We start from the raw sequence: 20166 nt of genomic DNA, 5'->3' as shown, positions 1-20166 counted from the left end.
TATTTTGTTTTTCAATTATCCTAACAAAAGATAGATATTAATTATAAATGTTATAAGCGGAGAGAAGCTGCTAATTTAATCAACGGGAGGATACAGCGGTGAAAGAAGGATTTTTTAAAGGAATGACTTATGGCTGGGAATCAACAAGAGGAGCGTACAGGCAGCCTTATGCGGAGGAATCGCTGCGGAAGCTGGCAGAAACCGGAAGTGAATGGATTGCCCTGTCCTTTTGGACGTGGCAGGACACGGTGCATTCCACCGAGATTTATTTTGACTACGGATATACAATGACAGACCGGGATATAGAGCATACGGTTAAGCTGGCTAAAGAGCTGGGACTGAAGGTGTGCCTGAAACCGGTGGTGAACTCAAGAGACGGAATTTGGAGAGCGCGGATCGGTTTTCCTGAGGACGGGGATGTTTACTGGGCTGCCTGGTTCAAGTCCTATACAAACTTCATTAAGCATTATGCAGAACTGGCGGAGGAGCTGGAGTGTGAGCTGTTCTGCATCGGCTGTGAGATGGTGGCTACAGAATCGCGGGAGACAGAGTGGCGCAATCTGATCAGTGAGGTCAAAGGCCTGTATAACGGCCCGATTGTGTACAATGCTAATCATGGTAAAGAAGAAGGAATCGAGTGGCTTGACGAGGTTGATTATATCGGAACAAGCGCTTATTATCCGGTAGCTTCCGTTCCGGGCGATACCCTGGAGAATATGCGGTCCTCCTGGGAGGAGCAGAAGCCGCGGCTGAAGGCTCTGGCTGACCGGTTCGGTAAAAAGCTCGTCTTTATTGAAATTGGCTGCCGCAGCGCGTTAGGCTGTGCCACGATGCCGTGGGATTTCACCCACAAGGAGCTTCCGGCTTCCCAGCAGGAGCAGGCGAATTTTTACCGTTCGGCGCTGGAGACCTTCTGGGATGAATCCTGGTTCGCCGGTTTCTTCTGGTGGGACTGGAGTACAAAGCTGTATCCGGCTGAAGAAGCGGCGACTAACGTCGGGTTTGATATTTACGGCAAGGAAGCAGAGCAGGTGTTAAAAGAATATTACCAGCGTCCGGTGATTCGTTAATCTGGAAATTACATCCAGGATATTAATTTCATTGTCAGATAAAAATGTTTCATGTTATATTAACAAAATGACATGGTGAGTTAACTCCGTCCTTTACAGCGGTGTGTGCGATACACGCTGAAGGACGGATTCTTTTGTGTGCGGGTGTACGCAAACAAGGGCTATCTTCCGGTCCGACAAAGCGACCGGGAGATAGCCCTTGTTTGTTATTGGAGAATGTTATTTTTACAGCTCCAGCTTGGAAATCTCTGATTTCAGCTTGTCCGCCGATTTCTGGAACAAGGCCTGCTCTTCCTCATTAAGAGGCAGATCCAGAACTTCCCGCACACCGGAACGGTCAACGACACAAGGCGCACCGAGGAATACATCGGACACACCGTTGTAGTTGTTAAGCAGGGTGGAGACGTTCAGTACAGCGCCTTCATTGTCCAGGATTGAGACAACAATCCGGTCCAGTGCCAGTGCAATGGCATAAGACGTAGAGCCTTTGGCGTCAATAATTTCGTAAGCGGCATTTTTGGTGTCTTCGAAGATATCCTTGCGCTCCGCTTCATCGAAGCCAAGGTCAGTTCCGGCAATATTGGCGAGACTCCATACCGGAAGCTCTGAATCACCATGCTCCCCGATAATCTGTCCATGAATACTGCGCGGATCAATCTCCTTGTGCTTCCCGATCAGGTAACGGAAACGTGCGCTATCGAGCACAGTACCGGAACCGATGACCCGTCTGCGGTCAAAGCCGCTGATCTTCAGGGTGGCATAAGCCAGAATATCCACCGGATTCGTAGCAATCAGCAGGATGGCGTGATGGTTGTATTTGGTGATTTTTTGGATGATGTCTTTGAAGATGGCAATGTTCTTGCGCAGCAGATCGATCCGGGTTTCGCCCGGCTTCTGCGATGCACCGGCGGTTACGATAATGATATCCGCTTCCCGGCAATCTTCATAGGTTCCTGCCCATAGCTTCACGCCGCCGACAAACGGCATGCCGTGATTCATGTCCAGCGCTTCTCCAAGGGCCTTCTGATGATTGACATCTATAAGTACCAGTTCTTGCATACGTCTGCGCAGCAGCAGGGTATAAGCGGTTGTTGTTCCTACTGCACCGGTGCCAATGACTACGACACGATTGGGCTTAAATGGGGGGGCCATTAATACATCTCCTCCGAAGTTCGAATTTTTTGTGTCCAATCTTAACCATCATAATCGTTAAATGTAGTGTTTTCAAGCATGCTGTTTTTAATCCATTACCCCGGATGCGGGTATGCTAACAACAACATTTGGCAGAAGGGCTGCCGGTTCCTGGTTCCGGCATTATTTTGGCTTGCTGACCATATGGTCATTAGCGATATACCACTATTATTGACAGGAGAGAAAAGAAGTATGGATTTATTCCGAAAGAAACCGCTGGCTGTCCCTGTGAGCGACAATGCCGGCAAGCTCAGCAAAACCTTGGGTGCCCTTGATCTTACCGCACTCGGCGTGGGTGCGATCATCGGTACCGGCATTTTTGTAATGACAGGGGTTGCTGCTGCAGAGCATGCCGGACCCGGCCTGGTGCTGTCCTTCGTACTTGCCGGAATTGCCTGCGTGCTGTCTGCACTCTGCTATTCGGAGTTTGCCTCAACACTTCCCGTATCAGGCAGCGCTTATGCTTACAGCTACGTTGCATTTGGTGAACTGCTCGCCTGGATTCTCGGCTGGGATCTGGTGCTGGAATACGGAGTTGCGGCTGCGGCGGTAAGCAGCGGCTGGTCCGGCTATTTTCAGGGGCTGCTGGAGGGCTTCGGAATTCATTTGCCTACTGCGCTGTCCGGGGCATATAATGCGGACAAAGGTACCTTTATTAATCTGCCTGCAGTCATTATCATCCTGCTGATTTCTTATCTGCTTACAAGAGGCGTCAAAGAAACAGCGCGCTTTAACGCCATAATGGTAGTGGTGAAGCTCGCAGTGGTCCTGCTGTTTATCTTCACCGGTATCTTCTATGTTAAGCCGGAGAACTGGACCCCGTTTCTGCCGTATGGCTTCCATGGGGTCGTTAACGGGGCGGCGACGGTGTTTTTCGCTTATATCGGCTTTGATGCCTTGTCGACGGCAGCTGAAGAGGTCAAGCGCCCGCAGCGCGATCTGCCGATCGGAATTATTTCTTCACTTGCCATCTGCACTGTCCTGTATATTTCAGTCTCGCTCGTGCTGACCGGAATTGTGCCTTATCAGAACCTTAATGTCAGCGATCCGGTTTCCTTCGCACTGCGTTTTGTGGATCAGAATATGATTGCCGGCCTGATCTCCGTCGGGGCCATAGCCGGTATGACGACTGTCCTGCTCGTTCTGCTGTTTGGACAGACCCGTCTGCTGTTCGCCATTTCCCGGGACGGGCTGCTTCCCGAAAGCCTGGCGAAGATTAATACGAAGACACAGACTCCGGTGCGCAGCACCTGGATGGTCGGCGGTATTATTGCCGTATTCACCGGCTTTGTGCCGCTGGACCGGCTTGCCGACCTGACAAGTATCGGGACATTGTTCGCCTTCCTCGTGGTCTCGCTTGGTGTTATCGTCATGCGCCGTTCGCATCCAGAGCTCAAACGGGGGTTCAGAGTGCCCTGGGTTCCGGTTATTCCGCTGTTGAGTGCAGCAGCCTGCGGTTATTTGATGTATAATCTGGGCAGAGAAACCTGGATCGGATTTTTCATCTGGCTGGTCCTCGGATTACTGATCTACTGGCTCTATGGCTATAAAAACAGTAAACTGAATAAGAAATAAGGCAAAAAGAAAGGGGGGAGAGCATTGTTTCCTTACACTGCAGGTTACAGGAAGCTGGGAATATCCGCTGTGGTTCTTTTCATCCTGCTGATTGTATCAGCCTGCTCCTCATCCCCGGCGCCAGCACCGACTCTGCCTCCTCAGCCGACGGAAGCGCCGGAGGAAGGGCAGACGATTACGCTGATTACCCCCGGCGATGCCAAAAACGTAACCAATGAAAGCACGCCGAAATATCAGATCCAGACCCGTCTGACCGATTTCAGGCTGCTGAATGAATCGGTCGGTCTGGCATGGGGTGTCACCAAAAAGGAACTGCGGATCTATATGACCAAGGATAACGGCGGAACCTGGGCTAATATTTCACCTTCAACGAATGTTCAGTTTTTAGCTAATCCGGTGTACGGTGAAGAAATTTTTTTCACAGATCCCGATAACGGCTGGATTATCCGCAGCTCGTTCGGGATGACGGAGACGGTTGTTCTGCGGACCACAGACGGCGGCCAGAGCTGGAAGGTATCTTCTTTTCCCGATTCGAACACGGTATCATCTATTTACTTCAGTTCTCCGCAGACTGGCTGGCTGATGACCTCCTGGGATGCAAATGCCACCAAGTCAAGCAAGGCGCTCTATGCCACTAAGGATGGAGGAGCGACCTGGGCCATGGTTATGCAGAATGAACAGTATAATCCGAACCTGCCGAACAACACCATTCCTATGGCCGGTATTGTTACCGGAATGATTTTTAAGAATACCACACATGGACTGGTGACCCTGCAGACCGGTGCGCTGCCCAAAATCTATATGACCAGCGACAGCGGGGTTACCTGGCATCCGGGCCAGGAGATCCTGGTTAATGCAGAGTGGGGAGGCTGTGACAAGGTGATCACCGGAGAACCGGAGTTTTTCGGAAACAGTGCCGCCGGCTTTCTCCCGGCAGCCTGTCAGACAGACAAGCAAAACAGCGTCACTTATAACGGCTACTTTACAGCTAACGGCGGTGACAACTGGAAATTTGTTGATTTTGTGCTGAACAGCCAGACTGGAGTCAACCGTTATCTTCCGCCTGCTTTTATTAGTGCCGGGACCGGCTGGATGCTGAGCGGTAATATGATCTTCAAAACCGTGAATCAGGGCCAGACTTGGGCGCCACTGCCGGCCAGCAGTGTCCTCCAGTCAAAGCTGCTTGAATATCCGGAGATCGTGAAGCTACAGTTTATTTCAGAGGATGTGGGCTGGCTGCTGATCCAGAAGGAAGAGGACCGCAGGTCCATATTGCTGCAGACAACGAACGGCGGGGTCAGCTGGCGCGTCATGTAGCATAATTTATAAGAGTGAAGGAGGACTGCTCTATGCAGTCTTCTTTTTTTTGATACAATAATAGACAGCTTGCATATGAAATAAGTACATACGGAGGATGCTTATGTCTGAATATCAGAGAATTGAAACGGAAGCAGAGCTGCGTGATTTGCTGGGTTTCCCGGGGAAGCTTGTACAGCACAAGGTGATTGGTGTAATTGATGAGCATTGCCGGCGTTTTATCGCCCAGTCCCCGATCCTGATGCTGGCTACTTCAGATCATGAAGGTCATGTGGATGTTTCACCAAGAGGGGATTCACCGGGTTTTGTGCAGATTCTGGACGAGCGCCGGCTGGTCATTCCTGAACGCCCGGGCAACCGCAGAATGGACTCGCTGATTAATCTTTTATCTAACCCGCGGGCGGGGATGATTTTTATGATACCTGGGCTTGAAGAGACGTTGCGGGTGAACGGGCGGGCGGCAATTGTCCGGGATGAGCAGCTGCTGCAGCAAATGGAGGCTTACGGGCGGACTCCGCTGGTAGGAATTATGGTAGAAGTAGAAGAATGCTATACTCATTGTGCCAAAGCGTTCAAACGCTCAAGCCTGTGGAATCCGGAATCCTGGCCGGCAAAGGACCATTTACCTGATATTCCGAAGATGATAGCAGATCATGTGAAGCTGCCCGGGATCAGTGCTGAACAGGTGGCAGCCTCACTCAACGACAGCTATACAAATAGGCTGTACTAATCCAAGCTTTGTCCAAAAGTTAAACAAAAAAACGTATTTCAAATTTTCTTTAAAAATGTGAAAAAAATCACATGACAAACGAAAAAGCTTGTGATATATTTAACACATAGAAAACAAGTTCATTTTTTCACAAACTTTCATCCACGAATAGGAGAGATTATAATGAAAACTTTCGAAACGGATTATGTGACTAGAAACCTTCTGCAATTGTGCTATAACTGCGATGACGCCCACCTGTGTGAAACGGAAGAACAATGCAGAGCCTGCTGGGCTGACAACGGTATGATGCCGACTGAAGAGAATGAAACCAGACAATTCCTTGATCTTGTGCATGCATAGAATAATAGATCGGCAAGCAGCGGCTAAAGACCACATACGTTCTCGTAACTGAGAACAGAGTGGTCTTTTTTGCATTCAAAACGTAAATCAGGAACTTCTGCAGCCTCAGGCCATTTGTATTATTAGTGATGCTGTATTAGAAGGATAAGGCATATACATGTACAGAAGCATCCCCATGAATGTGCAGGGGGCGGCAAGTATTTGGGGTATGAGGGGGAATAAGCATGGGAATGGGCTCGGATCCTTCTTGGATGTTTGATCTTACCGGAACAGTGATACCGATCTTCCTTGTAGTGATGATTGGTATTGTAGCAGTATCTGCAGGCAGAGGCTTGTTTCAGTGGAGCCGCAATAACAGCTCTCCCCTGCTCACTATCCCCGCCCGTATTGTCAGCAAACGCAGTGAAGTCCGCCAGCAGCAGCTTCAGGATGACAGCCAGTCCAGCCGGACCAGCACCACTTATTATCTGACCTATGAGCTGCAGGACGGCGTCCGGATGGAGTTCAAGGTGGACGGCAGTGAATTTGGCATGAGTGCAGAAGGGGACAGGGGCATATTAAGCTATCAGGGAACCAGATACCATGGCTTCAAGCGGCATCCCCATTACTCAACTGCAGAATAACAGGATGTTGAAGCAAGACGTTAGTACCGGCTGCAGCTTATTTACTATATAGTACGGTTACAGTACAATCCCCTTGATTCCATAACCGGAACAAGGGGATATTTATATTATGACTCTATCACCAGCCAGCTTAGGAGGAGAATGAATAGTGGAATATGCCAATAAAATTGTAATTGTTACAGGCGCAGGCCGCGGGATCGGCAGAGCGGTAGCTGCTGCTTACGCCGCGGAAGGGGCAAAGGTAGTTGTGGCAGAGCTGGAAGCCGCCCTGGGCCAAAAGACGGCAGCGGAGATTACCGCAGCGGGCGGACATGCTGAATATGTGTCCTGTGATGTCAGCCGGGAAGATCAGATTATAGCGCTTGTTGCCCATACAGCGGAGAAGTATGGAACCGTCGACATTCTGGTCAATAATGCCGGGATCGCAAATCCGCATGCGGCTTCGCTGTACGACCTGTCTGCAGATGTCTGGGACAAGGTGCTTAATACAAACGCCCGTAGCGTATTTCTTGCGACCCGGGAGGCGGCAAAACATATGCGGAGTAACCCGGGCGGCGGGTCGGTCGTCAACTTGTCCTCTACCCGCGCGCTTATGTCCGAGCCTGATACGGAGGCTTATGCAGCATCTAAGGGAGCGATAACCGCCCTGACGCATGCGATGGCTGTAACCTTGGGGAAGGATGGTATAACCGTGAACTGTATCAGTCCGGGATGGATTGAAACCGGGGATTATAGCGGGCTGCATGAGGCTGATCATAAGCAGCATCCGGCCGGCCGTGTCGGTAAGCCGGACGATATAGCCCGGGCCTGCCTGTATTTAACAGCACCTGAGAACAACTTCATTACCGGGGCACAGCTGGTGATTGACGGCGGCATGACCCGCAAGATGATCTATGAGCCATGATCTTCTGTAACGGGAGGCTGAGGCGGTGAGAAATTCATAACGGACAGTCACCTCTTAGGCGGATGCACATACAATACAGCGAGCAGGAAAGAAGGAGGAGAACACATGGCCGTTATCAAAACGAACTCGGAAGATGTGAGGGTGCTGGCACGGCTGATGAGGGCGGAAGCCGAGGAGGATGGGGCTTCCGGCATGCTGATGGTCGGCAATGTCGGGGTCAACCGGATTCTCGGAAATTGTCTGGACTTCAACAACATCCGGAATGTGAACGATATGGTGTATCAGAGTCCAGGCGGCTTTGAGGCCCCGCAGAAGAGTTACTTTTACCAGCGGGCCAGAGAGTCGGACATCAGGCTGGCCAAACGGGCTATCGCAGGTGAACGAACCTGGCCGGCCTCCAACGCCTTATGGTTCTTCCGTCCAGTCGGAGCCTGTCCGGCAACGTGGTATAACCAGCAGAATACCGGACGTTACAAGGCCCATTGCTTCTTTACCCCGACCGCTGAGGATTGCCCGGCTGTATACTAGGCACCGCCGGCTGCAGGAGACAGAGCGGCTGGATCCGTCCGCCGGAGCTGTCTCCTGAGCCAACATTTACTTAGGAGGTTTTACAAAAATGATCAGCCAACCTTACCGTCCCGTTACTTATATGATCGGCAGCAACCCCGGCGGGGCAATGATGCCCATGGGAACCATGCCGCCCCAGGTGACCAGCGGAAGCCCGATGACCCCGGGCGGAGCAGTCGTGCCTACGACCGCACCCGTTTTTGAACAATCGTACATCGAAAATATTTTCCGGCTGAATCTCGGCAAGATCGGAACGTTCTACTACACATACGAAAATAACAAAGAGTGGAATGCAAAAGTGTATAAAGGCGTGCTTGAGGCTGCAGGCCGTGACCACATCATCATCAGTGATCCGGTTACCGGACAACGCACTGTGCTGCTGATGATCTACTTCGATTATGCCACCTTTGACGAGCCGCTGGCTTACCAGTATCCCGGCGTAATCGGCAATCCGCCTACCCGCAACTGCCGGTAAGGCACAGAGGCTATTCCCTTGATAAGGACAGTCCCGAATTAGCGGAACTGTCCTTTTTTTGCCGGATAAACGGGATCATAATCTATCCATTTGAATGGGATGTCCATAAGATTGGCAGCGAAATCATATTTTTACACTAATAATACCTGTTTTTGTGGCGCGGATAATAATATAATACAGTATATCTTAACATTCGTGATTACAGTCAGGAGATGAAGGCATTGGGAAATTGACGATGAAAGGAACGGCTGCTATGACGCAGACTGACACTCTGAATAAACGAAGGAGGTGGGCCTATCCGCCGAACAAGGACTCGGTGGATAGGAGTATAATTTGAGCGACCCTTTACCCGGTATATTACATGTAGGTCTTATTATCATGCTTGTGCTGTTTAACGGCTTTTTTGTTTCGGTTGAGTATGCAATGGTCAAGGTGCGCAGCGGCCGCATTGAATCACTGATTGAGGAAGGCAGCAAAAGAGCGCTAGCAGCTAAAGACATCGTGCATAACCTGGACGCATACCTGTCCGCCTGCCAGCTTGGCATCACGCTTGCCTCGCTCGCACTCGGCTGGCTTGGAGAGCCGGCGGTAGCCACGATTGTCGGGCCGCTTGTAACAAGTTTGGGCTTTGGCGATACTGCCGTTTATGTCATTTCGCTGATTATTGCTTTTATGTTCATTACGGTTCTGCATATTGTGCTTGGTGAGCTTGCTCCGAAGACAATTGCGGTGAACAAGGCTGAGGCGGTGCTTCTGCTAACCTCGGGAGCCATGAATGTTTTTTACCGGATCATGTATCCGTTTATCTGGATCGTGAACGGTTTGGCCCGGGGGCTGCTGCGCATATTCCGTCTGGCTCCTGCTTCGGAGCTGGCCACTGCGCATACCGAGGAAGAAATCCGTATTATCATGCAGGAGAGTAACAAAAGCGGTCTTATCGACAATACCGAAATGACACTGGTAGACAACATTTTTGAATTTGCAGATACAATGGCGCGGGAGATTATGATTCCCCGAACCGAAATGATCTGTCTGAACAGCCATCTGCCGGCTGAAGAGAATCTTGAGATTGCTTATGACGGCATGAGAACACGTTATCCGGTCTGCGACGGCGATAAGGATCATATTCTAGGCTTCATTCACATCAAGGACCTGATCCGTGAGAATACGCCGAAGTATACGGAGCTGATTCGTCCCATTCTGACTGTGCCTGAGTCTATTCAGATCAGCGCTCTGCTAAAGGTGATGCAGCGGGCCAAGACACAGATTGCTATCCTCATTGATGAGTATGGCGGCACTTCCGGCATGGTTACACTGGAGGATATCATGGAAGAGATTGTCGGCGAAATCCAGGATGAGTTCGACCATGAACGCCCCGGTGTTGAGCGGCTGGGGGAAGACGAGTTCTCCATTGACGGTCTTATGCTGATAGAAGAAATCAATGACATGCTGGGGCTTCATATGGAGACGGATGATTATGATACCATTGGAGGCTGGCTGTATTCCAAGCTTGAGGTAAGTCCTCCGCAAAAAGGCCAGACGGCCGAATTCGACGGCCATCTGTTCGTGGTAGAGGAAACCGAAAACAAACGGATATCCCGGATCAAGCTGCTGAAGCTGCAGATACTGGCTGAAGAAGCCGGAGCGTAACGGTTGTATAATAAGGCATGGCGCAGGTAAATGCGCTGTGCCTTTTTTTTGATCAATTATCAGATTATATAATATCTAATATTTAGCAGGTTCGTGACGTTTCTTGGAGGGTAAAGGTAGGGTAAATACATTATTTGTACCATTTTTAAAAGAAGGGGGAGGAGCGCATGCTGCAACATCCGGATCATTACCGTGACCTGCTGGTGCTCTTTTCTGTTATTATAGCGCTGCTGTCCTGCTTTTCAGCTTTGGATCTTGCTGAACGGCTGATTCGCGAGAATAGGGGACATAAATTTATTCTGCTGCTGTCCGGTTTGCTTGGCACAGGGATGTGGAGCATGCACTTTATCGGGATGCGGGCAATGCGGACGGATATGAGCGTCGCTTACGATTTTCCTTTGCTGCTATTGTCCCTGATCGTACCGGTAGCGGCCTCATATGCGTTATTTTTGCTGCTCAGCAGCCCGTACACCCGCAATCGGCTGTTTTTGGCGTTCGGTGGTGTTCTTTTTAGCGCCGGGATTCTGATTATGCATTATTGCGGCATTCTGTCGATGAAATTTTTTGGGAATTATGAGCAGAGCCTGCTCTCCATCCTGTACTCCTTTGGCTTCGCACTGATTGTTCCGGCGGTAGTCTGCTTGTATAATCCGCGCTGGATTGCAGGGCCGTACAATATGTTAACGTTAAAAAAAGTGCTGCTGGTGCTCGTACTTACTGCCTGCCTGAGCGGATCTCATTATGCTGCAATGGACGGAGCGGTATTCTCCGCTTCAGGGACCTTTAATTACAGCGGCACAGTCCCGCTTCTGCCTGATTCCCTGCTGGCAGTTGTACTGGCTGTTTCCTTTTTATTCATAGTCATGGCGGTACTGATACTGCTGTACAGGGACCGGCAGCGTATCCTTTTCTCGGCCAGCTTCAATGAACAGCGGTATACAGCCTTGTTTGACTCCAGCCCTGATATGGTGCTGTGCATAGATCCGGTACGCCGGAAGGTGATCAGCTCCAACCCCTCCCTGCAGCAGACAACCGGCTACCGTAAGGAGGAGCTTGGTGATTACAAAAGTATTTTCAGTACCCCAAAGGATGAAGCCATGCTGAAACAAGCGGTAGAGCGTGCAGTTTCGGGTCATTCCTCCAAGATTGAACTTGAAGTAATAATAAAAAACGGCGGAACCATGATCTGCAGCACGACTGTTTTCCCGCTTCTTCACGGCAACCAGAAGCTGGTATATCTGGTTGCTGAGGATATTACGCCCTTTATACAGTTTCAGCAGCAGCTGATTGAAGCCAAGGAAGCCGCAGAAGGCGCAGACCGGATGAAAAGCGAGTTCCTGACAACGATGAGCCACGAGATCCGCACACCGCTGAACGGTATAATCGGGATCAATCAGCTCCTTGCCGATGACATTGCCGAACCCGGTCAGCAGGAGCTGCTGAGGCTGCAGTATAACAGCAGTCAGGCGCTGCTGAGTGTCGTGAATGATGTGCTGGACTTCTCCAGGCTGGATTCGGACGGGTTGCAGCTGCGCAGCGAAGCTTTTCCGCTTCAGGCACTGCTTACGGAATGTTCCGAGCTGTTCGAGTCGGCTGCGAAGGAAAAGGGACTGCAGCTGAAGCTGCAGGTTACCGGGGATATTCCTGAATATGTAAAAGGGGACAGCCTGAGAATCCGCCAAATTCTGGTGAATCTGATCGGCAATGCCGTCAAATTTACGCCTGACGGCGGGGTGACAATTGAGGTTGGGTTCAGCTCAGTAGAGGGCACAAAAGGAGAATATACTTTTCGCATCAAGGATACCGGTATTGGCATCCCTGCGGATAAGCTGCCGCTGTTATTTCAACCCTTTACCCAGCTGGATGCCTCACATAACCGGCAGTATCCGGGCACCGGGCTTGGGCTTGCGATCTGCAGGAAGCTGGTGGAGCTGATGGACGGGAACATCAGAATTAACTCAGAACCCGGTACCGGGACTGAGGCTGTTTTCAGCCTGATGCTTGATTCAGGACAGATGGAGGGCGAAGAGTCCCGGGACTTTAGTGAGCCGGACTCCCTGGAGCTGAAAACGGAGGCTGTATAAGCTTAGGTTTGCCAAAGTGAGAAGTTTAATTATATAATTTTAAATTATATGATTCATATTCAACGGGTCCCGCGGGACAGAAAGGAACTCTCACTTGAGCAAAAACAAACGCAAAAGCGCTGCACTTCCCCAGAAGAGCAAAAATGAGAAGCTCGTAGCGCAGATGGAGAACCAAAAGAAGAAAACACTGATAGTGATTGTTTCGACGATCGTGGTGGTGGCTGTTATTTTTGCAGGATTATTTATGCTGGCCGGCAGAGACAGCTCAACAGCAGGCACACCAGCTGCACCGGTTGAATTCAATTACAGTGAAATGTCGAGACTGGGCAGTGAAGATGCACCGGTCAAAATCGTGGAATTCGGCGATTACAAATGCCCGGCTTGCGCCCAGTTTGCAGGTGTAATCAAGCCGCAGATTGTTCAGGAATATGTAAATCAGGATAAGGCAGCCCTGTACTTTGTAAATCTGGCCTTCCTTGGTCCTGACTCAACAACGGCAGCCCTTGCAGCCTTGTCGGTTTATAATCAGAACAGCGATGCATTCTGGACATACTATGATGCTCTCTATGCGAATCAAGGCGACGAGAATAAGGAATGGGCTACGCCTGACTTCCTGGTCGAGCTGGCGCAGAAAGAGAAGCTGCCAATTGATTTCGAGTTGCTCCGCAAAGACATTGAAGACAAAACGTATAACAGCCAGATCCAGAGTGAAGTGCAGCTGGCTACAGCATCCGGCGTATCATCTACACCAACGCTGTTTGTCAACGGGGTAATGGTCAATGAGCCGTTTAATATGGAGGCTATTGATGCCCAGATTCAGGCCGCTTCCGAAGCGGCGGTTGCCCAGTGATGAGGTTCACTGCCTTTTGCCGGCGTCATTGTCTGTATCTGGCCTGGTTCGTATCCATTATTGCGGTTGCAGGGAGCTTATATCTGAGCGAAGTATTGAAATATGAGCCGTGCAAGCTATGCTGGTTCCAGCGTATCTTCATGTATCCGCAGCTGTTTCTGCTGGGAATTGCCACGTACCGCGGGGATAAAAAGATTATTCCTTACGTCTTGCCGTTAAGCATCATCGGCGGAAGCATCTCCATCTATCACTATGCAGAGCAGAAGATTCCTGCACTGAGCAAGGTGCTTCCTTGTACAGTAGGCGTTCCCTGCAATGTTGATTATGTGAATCTATTAGGCTTTATTACCATCCCATTGATGGCCTTGACCGCCTTCACGCTGATTACAATTTTACTGTGGACAGGACGCAAAGATACGGCAGGGGAATAGACCGCTGACAGCAGGCTTCAGCACATAATAAACCATGATTTTTTTGTCACAAATAACATCCGAAATACGTTAAAACCAAGATACAAAGGGATAATGCAAGAGAATGAAAGAGCCATTCATCCCCGATCTTGGAATTGCGTGTTTTGGATGTTTTTTCATGTCTTTTCATTTGTTTCACAGCTTTACTGGGAATGCTTTGTAGACTATCATTAAGCCTTGTGAGAAGTTGAATATGCGCTGAATTTTCCGCAGGGAAATCGGGGGAACCAAACTCGGCTGAAAGGCCGACGGGGTGAATCGGAAGCAGGCCGTAAAGGCTGTAACCGTAGGGCTTTCCACAGTCCGAATCCGCCAGCTAACCTCGTAAGCAAAGGTGGGATAATGACCATGCCAGAAGCATGCGGATCATTTCCGTATGCTTATTTTTGTGCCTGCATTTATGAAAATCCCCCTATGAAAACGATGAAAACAGCGCACGGTATAACCGGTTCAACTAACAAAGAGAGGAACTGTTACAACAATGGTAAGCAAGGTAAAACGACTATTGATCGGACGTCCGATGAAGTCGAACGAACACGATCATGAAAAGTTATCCAAGGTAAAGGCACTGGCTGTCCTGTCTTCTGATGCGCTCTCGTCTGTAGCCTACGGAACGGAACAAATTCTATTGGTGCTGGTGGCTGCGGGCTTCACTGCCATCTGGTACTCCCTGCCAATCGCGCTTGCCGTATTGGGCCTGCTGGCCATACTCATTCTATCCTACCGGCAGACGATTTTTGCCTATCCGCAGGGCGGAGGAGCCTATATCGTAGCCAAAAGCAATCTCGGTGTACCCACTGGCCTGTTAGCCGGCGGATCGCTGCTGGTCGATTATATTCTTACCGTTGCCGTTAGCGCCTCGGCGGGCACGGACGCGATCACATCGGCTTTTCCAGGCTTGCATGATCATACTGTACTTATTGCTGTTTCTGTTATTCTATTGTTAACGATCGTCAATCTGCGCGGGGTTACGGAATCGGCCTCTTTTATCGCAATCCCGGTATATTTATTCGTCGTTTCGATCTTCTTTCTGATCGGTGCAGGGGTGTTCAAATACTTGACTGTAGGCGCTCATGCCAGTGTTCCTGAAATCGGCTCGGCGGTGTCCAATGTCAGTCTGTTCTTATTATTAAAAGCATTCAGCTCCGGCTGTTCGGCACTGACCGGGGTAGAAGCAGTCTCCAACGCGATCCCGAACTTCAAGGCTCCGGCTGAAAAAAATGCCGCCAAAACGCTGATGATGATGGGGCTTATCCTCGGTCTGATGTTCACAGGTATTACCCTGCTGGCTTACTGGTATGGGGTTACCCCGGATGAAAAAGCAACAGTAGTGTCACAAATTGCGGAGTCAACCTTTGGCCGCGGCGGTTTGTACTTCTTCATTCAAGGGGTTACGGCTGTCATCCTCTTCCTGGCTGCAAATACGGCTTACTCGGCGTTCCCGCTGCTGGCCTTCATGTTTGCCAAAGACAAGTATCTGCCGCATGCATTTATGGTCCGCGGAGACCGGCTGGGCTTCTCTAACGGAATTATTTTTCTCGGCGTCCTGTCGGCGGTGCTGGTAGCTGCTTTTCACGGAAATACAGAAGGTCTGATTCCGCTGTATGCAGTCGGCGTATTTATCCCGTTCACACTGTCCCAGCTCGGGATGATGGTGCACTGGTTCAAAACAAGACCCAAGGGCTGGCAGAACAAGTTTGCAGTGAACACGGTCGGCATGCTCACTACACTCACAATTACTATGATCTTCATTATTACGAAGTTCTCCAGCGTGTGGATGGCCTTCATCTTCCTGCCGGTCGTCATGTTCGTGTTCCACCGGATTCACCGCCATTACATGAACACAGCAGACCAGCTGCGCATTTGCCCGGCAACCGATAAGCCGTGTATTAAAGGAAGTACCGTTGTCGTGCCTGTAGCCGGTGTAACCCGCGCCGTGCTTCATTCAATCAGCTATGCCAAGTCCTTGACGGATAATGTGGTGGCTGTATATGTAGGGTTTGATGAAGAGGAGATTCACCGGATGGAGCAGAAGTGGGAGGAATGGAATCCGGGTGTGCGCCTGATCGTTCTGCGTTCCCGGTACCGCAGCATCATCCGCCCGCTGGTCAAGTTTATTGAAACCGTAGAGTGGAAGACCGCTTCAACGGACCATATTACGGTGCTGATTCCGCAGTTTATTACGAAGCATTGGTGGCAGGCGGTTCTCCATAATCAGACCAGTCTGTTCATCCGCTCTTACCTCATGAATCAGAAGGATATTGTAGTTGCAACAGTACCGTACCATCTGCATAAATAGTCGGGGAATAGGAAAAGGGCTGCTCCCGTTGATGACGGAGGCGGCCTTTTTGTGTGAACTCTTGTACAACTTTCATATATTTGCGATAATGGTAATTGAGAAACAATATCAGTCGGTTGATAAACGATTTCAATTGGATAATCCAATTTCAAAGCATCACTATACATAAGTATTTAAGGAGTGGAGAACATGTCAGAACGATTGAATACAGAACAGCTTAGTATCGGGTACGCGGAAGCAACAATAGTGAAGGGGCTTAACCTGTCACTTCCAACCGGGAAAATCACCGCACTGGTTGGAGCTAACGGCTCCGGCAAATCTACAATTCTTAAAACAATGGCCCGGATCATGAAGCCCAAGAGCGGAAGCGTTATGCTTGACGGCAAATCTATTCATACCTTGTCTACCAAAGAAGTAGCCCGCCAGCTGGCGATCCTGCCGCAGAACCCGACGGCACCGGACGGGTTGACGGTGTCCGAGCTGGTCAGCTATGGCCGTTATCCGCATCAGAAGGGCTTCGGCACAATGACGCCGGAAGACCGTGAAATCATCGCTAATGCCATTACAGTGACCGGTATGGAGGAATTCCATGACCGCCCGATCGACCGCCTCTCCGGCGGACAGCGCCAGCGTGCCTGGATCGCTATGGCTCTGGCCCAGCAGACGGAGATTCTGTTTCTGGATGAGCCGACTACGTTCCTCGATATGGCCCACCAGCTGGAAGTGCTGCAGCTGCTGCAGAAGCTGAACCAGGAGGAAGGCCGGACCATTATTATGGTAGTCCATGACCTGAACCATGCCTCCCGCTACGCGCAGCATATGGTGGCGATCAAGGCAGGCACAGTCATCAGTGAAGGGGCTCCCGCTGAGGTTATGACTCCGGATGTGCTTCGTAAGGTATTCGGGATTGAATGTGACATTGTTGCTGATCCGCGGACCGGTGTGCCGCTGTGCCTGCCGTATGAGCTGGCGGCGTACAAGGCAGCCGGATTATAAATAGTTTAAGGGAAGCATCAGGAGGAGGAAATGAGATGACAGAAGAACAGGAGCAGGAACAGATAAAGGATTTCGGCAGCAAATTTGACCTTCATCCCGGTATCCCCGAAGGCACTAAGCATTCATTTAATGCCGGAGATATGGCTGATGAAGCCGGAATGAGAGCCTTTATCGAATGCTACAGGCCGCTGATAAAAGGGCTGGATGATAAGGTGGCAGCAACCTACTTTGCCGGAGCATTCGGAAATATTGCTCTTGCAGTCCAGTATGCGCTCACCGTAGCATCCGCTGTCCCTGTCGTCAGTCTGCAGAGGTTGTCTGTACATCTCATTCCTGCCGATGGATATTGGCGTGCGGCCTTTTCTCTGGGTGAATGGTCATTTGAGCCTGCTCCGGCGGAAGCCGGGCAGCGGAGAGAATGGCGCAATGAGCAGCTGATACGGTTCTACCGGGATACGGCTGCTCCGATGCTGTCCATGCTGTCCCGGGTCACCGGACTATCCGGTGGAGAAATCTGGGGACAGCTGCCTACCAAATTTAACTATTACCTGGAGGTCTTTACCTCGGGGGGGCTTCCTGAGCGCTTGTTGAATACGCTGCAGGACGATTACAGGTACCTGTGCGAAGAAATACCGGCAGAAATATTCGGTTTGAAGAAAAATCCGTTCCGCGTCCAGGTGCGCAAGCTTGAATCGCTGGCTGATCCGGATAAGACCGTGAATATGCGCAACCGCTGCTGCCTCTATTACCGGACCGAAGGAGGAAGCTACTGCTATACCTGCCCGCGGCTGAAAGAAGAGGAACGGGCGGTACGCCGGACGGAGTTCAGGAAACCGGCATCAGCAGGACAGGCATAGAAATAATATTTCATAAAATGTCCGCATAAACTCTATAAGCACAGCAGCAGCAACAGGCTCCCGTCATTGACAAGGGAGCCTGTTCGTTGTTACAGTTGTGGATGCCATCAATCAGGCTGATCACCGGATCATGTATTGATTATAAAGGAGCATGAAAGATGAACATAAGCCAAACCGAAAAGGATTTGCAGCAGCTTCTTCCGGACGGAACGGTAAGAAGCCGGGAAATGCTGAAGCCCTATGTATTTACACAAATCGGCGGCATTGCCGACATTCTGGCAACGCCTGCGAGCTATGAAGAAATTCAACGTGTGGTTACCTATGCCAAGGAGCAGGATATTCCTCTAACCGTGCTGGGTAACGGATCAAACGTTATTATCCGCGACGGCGGTATCCGCGGAATTGTGCTGTATACTTCTATTTTGGATAAGATGACTATAGAGAACGGTCTGCTGGTTGCCCAGTGCGGCGCCAAAATTATCGACGCATCCTCCTATGCGCTTGAGCGGGAGCTGACGGGTCTGGAATTTGCCTGCGGCATCCCGGGAACAGTAGGCGGTGCACTGTATATGAACGCCGGTGCTTACGGCGGTGAGATCAAGGATGTGCTGCACAGCGCACTTGCCGTGAATAAAGACGGTGAACTTGTTACGCTGCTGGGTGAGGAGCTGAAATTTGGTTACCGGCACAGTGTTTTTGCAGGCGGGGATTACATTGTACTGGAAGCGAGATTTGCCCTTCAGCCGGGAGAGCCGGCCGTTATCAGAGCCAAGATGGATGAGCTGACCGATCTGCGCGAGTCGAAGCAGCCGCTGGAATACCCTTCCTGCGGAAGTGTGTTTAAACGGCCGCCGGGCAGATTTGCCGGACAGCTGATTCAGGAGAGCGGGCTTCAGGGTGTGAGAATAGGCGGAGCAGAGGTATCCCTCAAGCATGCCGGGTTTATTGTGAATGCGGATAATGCCACAGCCAATGATTACATCGGGCTGATCCATCATGTCCGTGCTGCGGTCAAGGATAAATTCGGCATTGAGCTGGAGCCGGAAGTCAGAATTATCGGGGAAGACTGAGCAGGAGGCCGCAGACAAGTGCTGCGGCCTCCTTTTTATTGCCCAATTAACAATGCTGCTTTAAGCCTGTCCGAAGGAGAGGGTGTATTTAGCCCGGTCTGTCTGCAGCTCCGCCCTGTCGGCTTCCGCCGAATGCAGCTGTAAGCCGCTTACAGCTATTTCATAGCTCGGCTGCGGAAGCGGTACAAGCTCACCGTCCCCGTTCAGCGTATTTCCGCTTCCCCTGAGAATTAAGGCATCCCCAAGATAATCGTCAATGACCTCCTCAGCCCCGCGGTAATCTACCGACTCCAGGCTGAAATGGACGGTATCGACATCGTCAAGCTCCTGCTTTGTAATGACTACCGTCTGTCCTGCTTCTGAATTCAACCAATCTTTAAGCTGCTGTACAGCTAGTTCCATAAGCGATCCCATCCTTTATGCAGGAGATTATATTCTATGTTACCCCGTTCGGCGGGATTGAATCCACCGGGTTATCCGGCTCCGGATGTTTGCCGGTAGCGGATGATGTGTACAATACGTTTATGCGTATTCGGCGCAATTTCCGTGAAATGAGGGAACACTGATGTGGGATGCATTATTATGGGGAGCTGAATCCGGTTCAGCAGTATACTGGAAGGGCTGTCCAGTACCGCAGGACTCAAGCAGGACGGATACAGCAAAGGAAAAGTGATATTGCTCTGGCTGAGTGTACTGGTTATTTCGACTGCATCTTCCGGAGCAGGCTATGCGTTTATGGATCATGCTGACGGATATACGACAGCGCTGATTGCCTCTTTTGCCGGAGGAGGAATTATTGCTATGGTGTCATCCAGTATGATGCCTGAAGCCTACAAGGATGGCGGACCGGTGACCGGGCTCGCTGCTGCAATGGGGATGCTGTGCTCACTGATTCTGGATCACCTGTAACGCTTGCCAGCGGAAGGGGAAACATGATATAGTTCAAGACGCTAATATACAAGCATAAGAAGAATTCTGCATTCATACGCAGGAGAGGTTCGCGAACTCCCTCTATAAAAAACTATTTAGTAGAGCCAGGTTTTCGAAATCTCGTTCTTCTTTCCTGTTCCGGTAGCAAGCCGGGGGAAAAGAGAGGGGT

Annotated in this window: 20 protein-coding genes and 2 riboswitches; of the genes, 18 read left to right on the top strand and 2 right to left on the bottom strand. The window is 50.5% G+C overall.

What is annotated here, in order from left to right; genetic code table 11:
- Positions 1-98: 98 nt before the first annotated feature.
- Positions 99-1070 carry a glycoside hydrolase family 113 gene (locus tag R70331_RS16155; protein ID WP_042177216.1) on the top strand — a complete coding sequence of 324 codons (972 nt, stop codon included), beginning with the start codon at positions 99-101 and terminating at the stop codon, positions 1068-1070.
- A 225-nt stretch (positions 1071-1295) separates the two neighbouring features.
- Here R70331_RS16155 and R70331_RS16150 read toward each other — a convergent pair whose 3' ends face one another.
- A complete protein-coding gene (locus R70331_RS16150) occupies positions 1296-2222 on the bottom strand; it encodes an L-lactate dehydrogenase (protein ID WP_042177214.1) in 927 nt (308 codons plus the stop codon).
- A gap of 231 nt (positions 2223-2453) precedes the next feature.
- On the opposite strand from R70331_RS16150, the gene R70331_RS16145 reads away from it, so the two are divergent.
- The 16 genes from R70331_RS16145 to murB all read left to right on the top strand — a co-directional run bounded on the left by R70331_RS16145 (position 2454) and on the right by murB (position 19067).
- Positions 2454-3836: a branched-chain amino acid transporter BcaP gene (locus tag R70331_RS16145; RefSeq protein WP_042177209.1), complete on the top strand. Its 1383-nt coding sequence runs from the start codon at positions 2454-2456 to the stop codon at positions 3834-3836.
- A gap of 24 nt (positions 3837-3860) precedes the next feature.
- A complete protein-coding gene (locus R70331_RS16140) occupies positions 3861-5153 on the top strand; it encodes a WD40/YVTN/BNR-like repeat-containing protein (protein ID WP_042177208.1) in 1293 nt (430 codons plus the stop codon).
- A gap of 103 nt (positions 5154-5256) precedes the next feature.
- A complete protein-coding gene (locus R70331_RS16135; RefSeq protein WP_042177206.1) occupies positions 5257-5883 on the top strand; it encodes a pyridoxamine 5'-phosphate oxidase family protein in 627 nt (208 codons plus the stop codon).
- A gap of 162 nt (positions 5884-6045) precedes the next feature.
- Positions 6046-6222 carry a hypothetical protein gene (locus R70331_RS31855; RefSeq protein ID WP_197071341.1) on the top strand — a complete coding sequence of 59 codons (177 nt, stop codon included), beginning with the start codon at positions 6046-6048 and terminating at the stop codon, positions 6220-6222.
- Positions 6223-6446: 224 nt separating this feature from the next.
- Positions 6447-6845, top strand: coding sequence for a DUF2500 domain-containing protein (locus R70331_RS16130; RefSeq protein ID WP_081947636.1), 399 nt, complete (start codon positions 6447-6449; stop codon positions 6843-6845).
- Between the two features lie 148 nt (positions 6846-6993).
- The gene (locus R70331_RS16125) at positions 6994-7749 is read left to right on the top strand and encodes an SDR family NAD(P)-dependent oxidoreductase (RefSeq protein WP_042177204.1); all 756 of its coding nucleotides are present in this window, start codon (positions 6994-6996) and stop codon (positions 7747-7749) included.
- 105 nt (positions 7750-7854) lie between these two features.
- Positions 7855-8277: a cell wall hydrolase gene (locus tag R70331_RS16120; RefSeq protein ID WP_042177202.1), complete on the top strand. Its 423-nt coding sequence runs from the start codon at positions 7855-7857 to the stop codon at positions 8275-8277.
- 88 nt (positions 8278-8365) lie between these two features.
- Complete coding sequence (gerQ, locus tag R70331_RS16115) at positions 8366-8791, top strand: spore coat protein GerQ (protein WP_042177199.1); 426 nt, start codon at positions 8366-8368, stop codon at positions 8789-8791.
- A 333-nt stretch (positions 8792-9124) separates the two neighbouring features.
- Positions 9125-10441, top strand: a complete 1317-nt coding sequence (locus tag R70331_RS16110) for a hemolysin family protein (protein ID WP_042177198.1) — start codon at positions 9125-9127, stop codon at positions 10439-10441.
- Between the two features lie 167 nt (positions 10442-10608).
- Positions 10609-12525, top strand: a complete 1917-nt coding sequence (locus tag R70331_RS16105; protein WP_052419084.1) for an ATP-binding protein — start codon at positions 10609-10611, stop codon at positions 12523-12525.
- Between the two features lie 94 nt (positions 12526-12619).
- Positions 12620-13375 carry a DsbA family protein gene (locus R70331_RS16100; protein ID WP_042177195.1) on the top strand — a complete coding sequence of 252 codons (756 nt, stop codon included), beginning with the start codon at positions 12620-12622 and terminating at the stop codon, positions 13373-13375.
- Complete coding sequence (locus R70331_RS16095; protein WP_042177194.1) at positions 13375-13806, top strand: disulfide oxidoreductase; 432 nt, start codon at positions 13375-13377, stop codon at positions 13804-13806. Before R70331_RS16100 ends, R70331_RS16095 begins: the two co-directional genes overlap by 1 nt.
- Positions 13807-14031: 225 nt before the next feature.
- Positions 14032-14191, top strand: a riboswitch (cyclic di-AMP (ydaO/yuaA leader).
- A gap of 135 nt (positions 14192-14326) precedes the next feature.
- Positions 14327-16144, top strand: coding sequence for an APC family permease (locus R70331_RS16090; protein WP_042177193.1), 1818 nt, complete (start codon positions 14327-14329; stop codon positions 16142-16144).
- 189 nt (positions 16145-16333) lie between these two features.
- On the top strand, positions 16334-17140 hold the full coding sequence (locus tag R70331_RS16085) for an ABC transporter ATP-binding protein (RefSeq protein ID WP_042177192.1): 807 nt from the start codon (positions 16334-16336) through the stop codon (positions 17138-17140).
- 35 nt (positions 17141-17175) lie between these two features.
- Positions 17176-17997: a (2Fe-2S)-binding protein gene (locus R70331_RS16080; protein ID WP_042177190.1), complete on the top strand. Its 822-nt coding sequence runs from the start codon at positions 17176-17178 to the stop codon at positions 17995-17997.
- A gap of 158 nt (positions 17998-18155) precedes the next feature.
- On the top strand, positions 18156-19067 hold the full coding sequence (murB, locus tag R70331_RS16075; RefSeq protein ID WP_042177189.1) for a UDP-N-acetylmuramate dehydrogenase: 912 nt from the start codon (positions 18156-18158) through the stop codon (positions 19065-19067).
- 60 nt (positions 19068-19127) lie between these two features.
- On the opposite strand, the gene R70331_RS16070 is transcribed toward murB, so the two are convergent.
- Positions 19128-19469, bottom strand: a complete 342-nt coding sequence (locus R70331_RS16070) for a protein YmzB (protein WP_042177186.1) — start codon at positions 19467-19469, stop codon at positions 19128-19130.
- 273 nt (positions 19470-19742) lie between these two features.
- On the opposite strand from R70331_RS16070, the gene R70331_RS16065 reads away from it, so the two are divergent.
- Positions 19743-19976, top strand: coding sequence for a hypothetical protein (locus R70331_RS16065; RefSeq protein ID WP_052419083.1), 234 nt, complete (start codon positions 19743-19745; stop codon positions 19974-19976).
- A 78-nt stretch (positions 19977-20054) separates the two neighbouring features.
- Positions 20055-20098: riboswitch (PreQ1 riboswitch) on the top strand.
- The last annotated feature ends 68 nt before the right edge of the window (positions 20099-20166 follow it).

Origin of the sequence: Paenibacillus sp. FSL R7-0331 (assembly GCF_000758645.1) — a bacterium.
GTDB classification, from domain to species: domain Bacteria; phylum Bacillota; class Bacilli; order Paenibacillales; family Paenibacillaceae; genus Paenibacillus_AQ; species Paenibacillus_AQ camerounensis.
Note: the sequence above shows the minus strand (reverse complement) of the source record. Positions and strands in the feature narration are given on the sequence as shown.

Excerpts from the sequence above, each read along its gene's own strand:
- R70331_RS16150 (WP_042177214.1), bottom strand. The coding sequence starts at position 2,222 with ATGGCCCCCCCATTTAAGCCCAATCGTGTCGTAGTCATTGGCACCGGT.
- R70331_RS16145 (WP_042177209.1), top strand. The coding sequence starts at position 2,454 with ATGGATTTATTCCGAAAGAAACCGCTGGCTGTCCCTGTGAGCGACAAT.
- R70331_RS16135 (WP_042177206.1), top strand. The coding sequence starts at position 5,257 with ATGTCTGAATATCAGAGAATTGAAACGGAAGCAGAGCTGCGTGATTTG.
- R70331_RS31855 (WP_197071341.1), top strand. The coding sequence starts at position 6,046 with ATGAAAACTTTCGAAACGGATTATGTGACTAGAAACCTTCTGCAATTG.
- R70331_RS16130 (WP_081947636.1), top strand. The coding sequence starts at position 6,447 with ATGGGAATGGGCTCGGATCCTTCTTGGATGTTTGATCTTACCGGAACA.
- R70331_RS16120 (WP_042177202.1), top strand. The coding sequence starts at position 7,855 with ATGGCCGTTATCAAAACGAACTCGGAAGATGTGAGGGTGCTGGCACGG.
- gerQ (WP_042177199.1), top strand. The coding sequence starts at position 8,366 with ATGATCAGCCAACCTTACCGTCCCGTTACTTATATGATCGGCAGCAAC.
- R70331_RS16105 (WP_052419084.1), top strand. The coding sequence starts at position 10,609 with ATGCTGCAACATCCGGATCATTACCGTGACCTGCTGGTGCTCTTTTCT.
- R70331_RS16095 (WP_042177194.1), top strand. The coding sequence starts at position 13,375 with ATGAGGTTCACTGCCTTTTGCCGGCGTCATTGTCTGTATCTGGCCTGG.
- R70331_RS16090 (WP_042177193.1), top strand. The coding sequence starts at position 14,327 with ATGGTAAGCAAGGTAAAACGACTATTGATCGGACGTCCGATGAAGTCG.
- R70331_RS16085 (WP_042177192.1), top strand. The coding sequence starts at position 16,334 with ATGTCAGAACGATTGAATACAGAACAGCTTAGTATCGGGTACGCGGAA.
- R70331_RS16080 (WP_042177190.1), top strand. The coding sequence starts at position 17,176 with ATGACAGAAGAACAGGAGCAGGAACAGATAAAGGATTTCGGCAGCAAA.
- murB (WP_042177189.1), top strand. The coding sequence starts at position 18,156 with ATGAACATAAGCCAAACCGAAAAGGATTTGCAGCAGCTTCTTCCGGAC.
- R70331_RS16070 (WP_042177186.1), bottom strand. The coding sequence starts at position 19,469 with ATGGAACTAGCTGTACAGCAGCTTAAAGATTGGTTGAATTCAGAAGCA.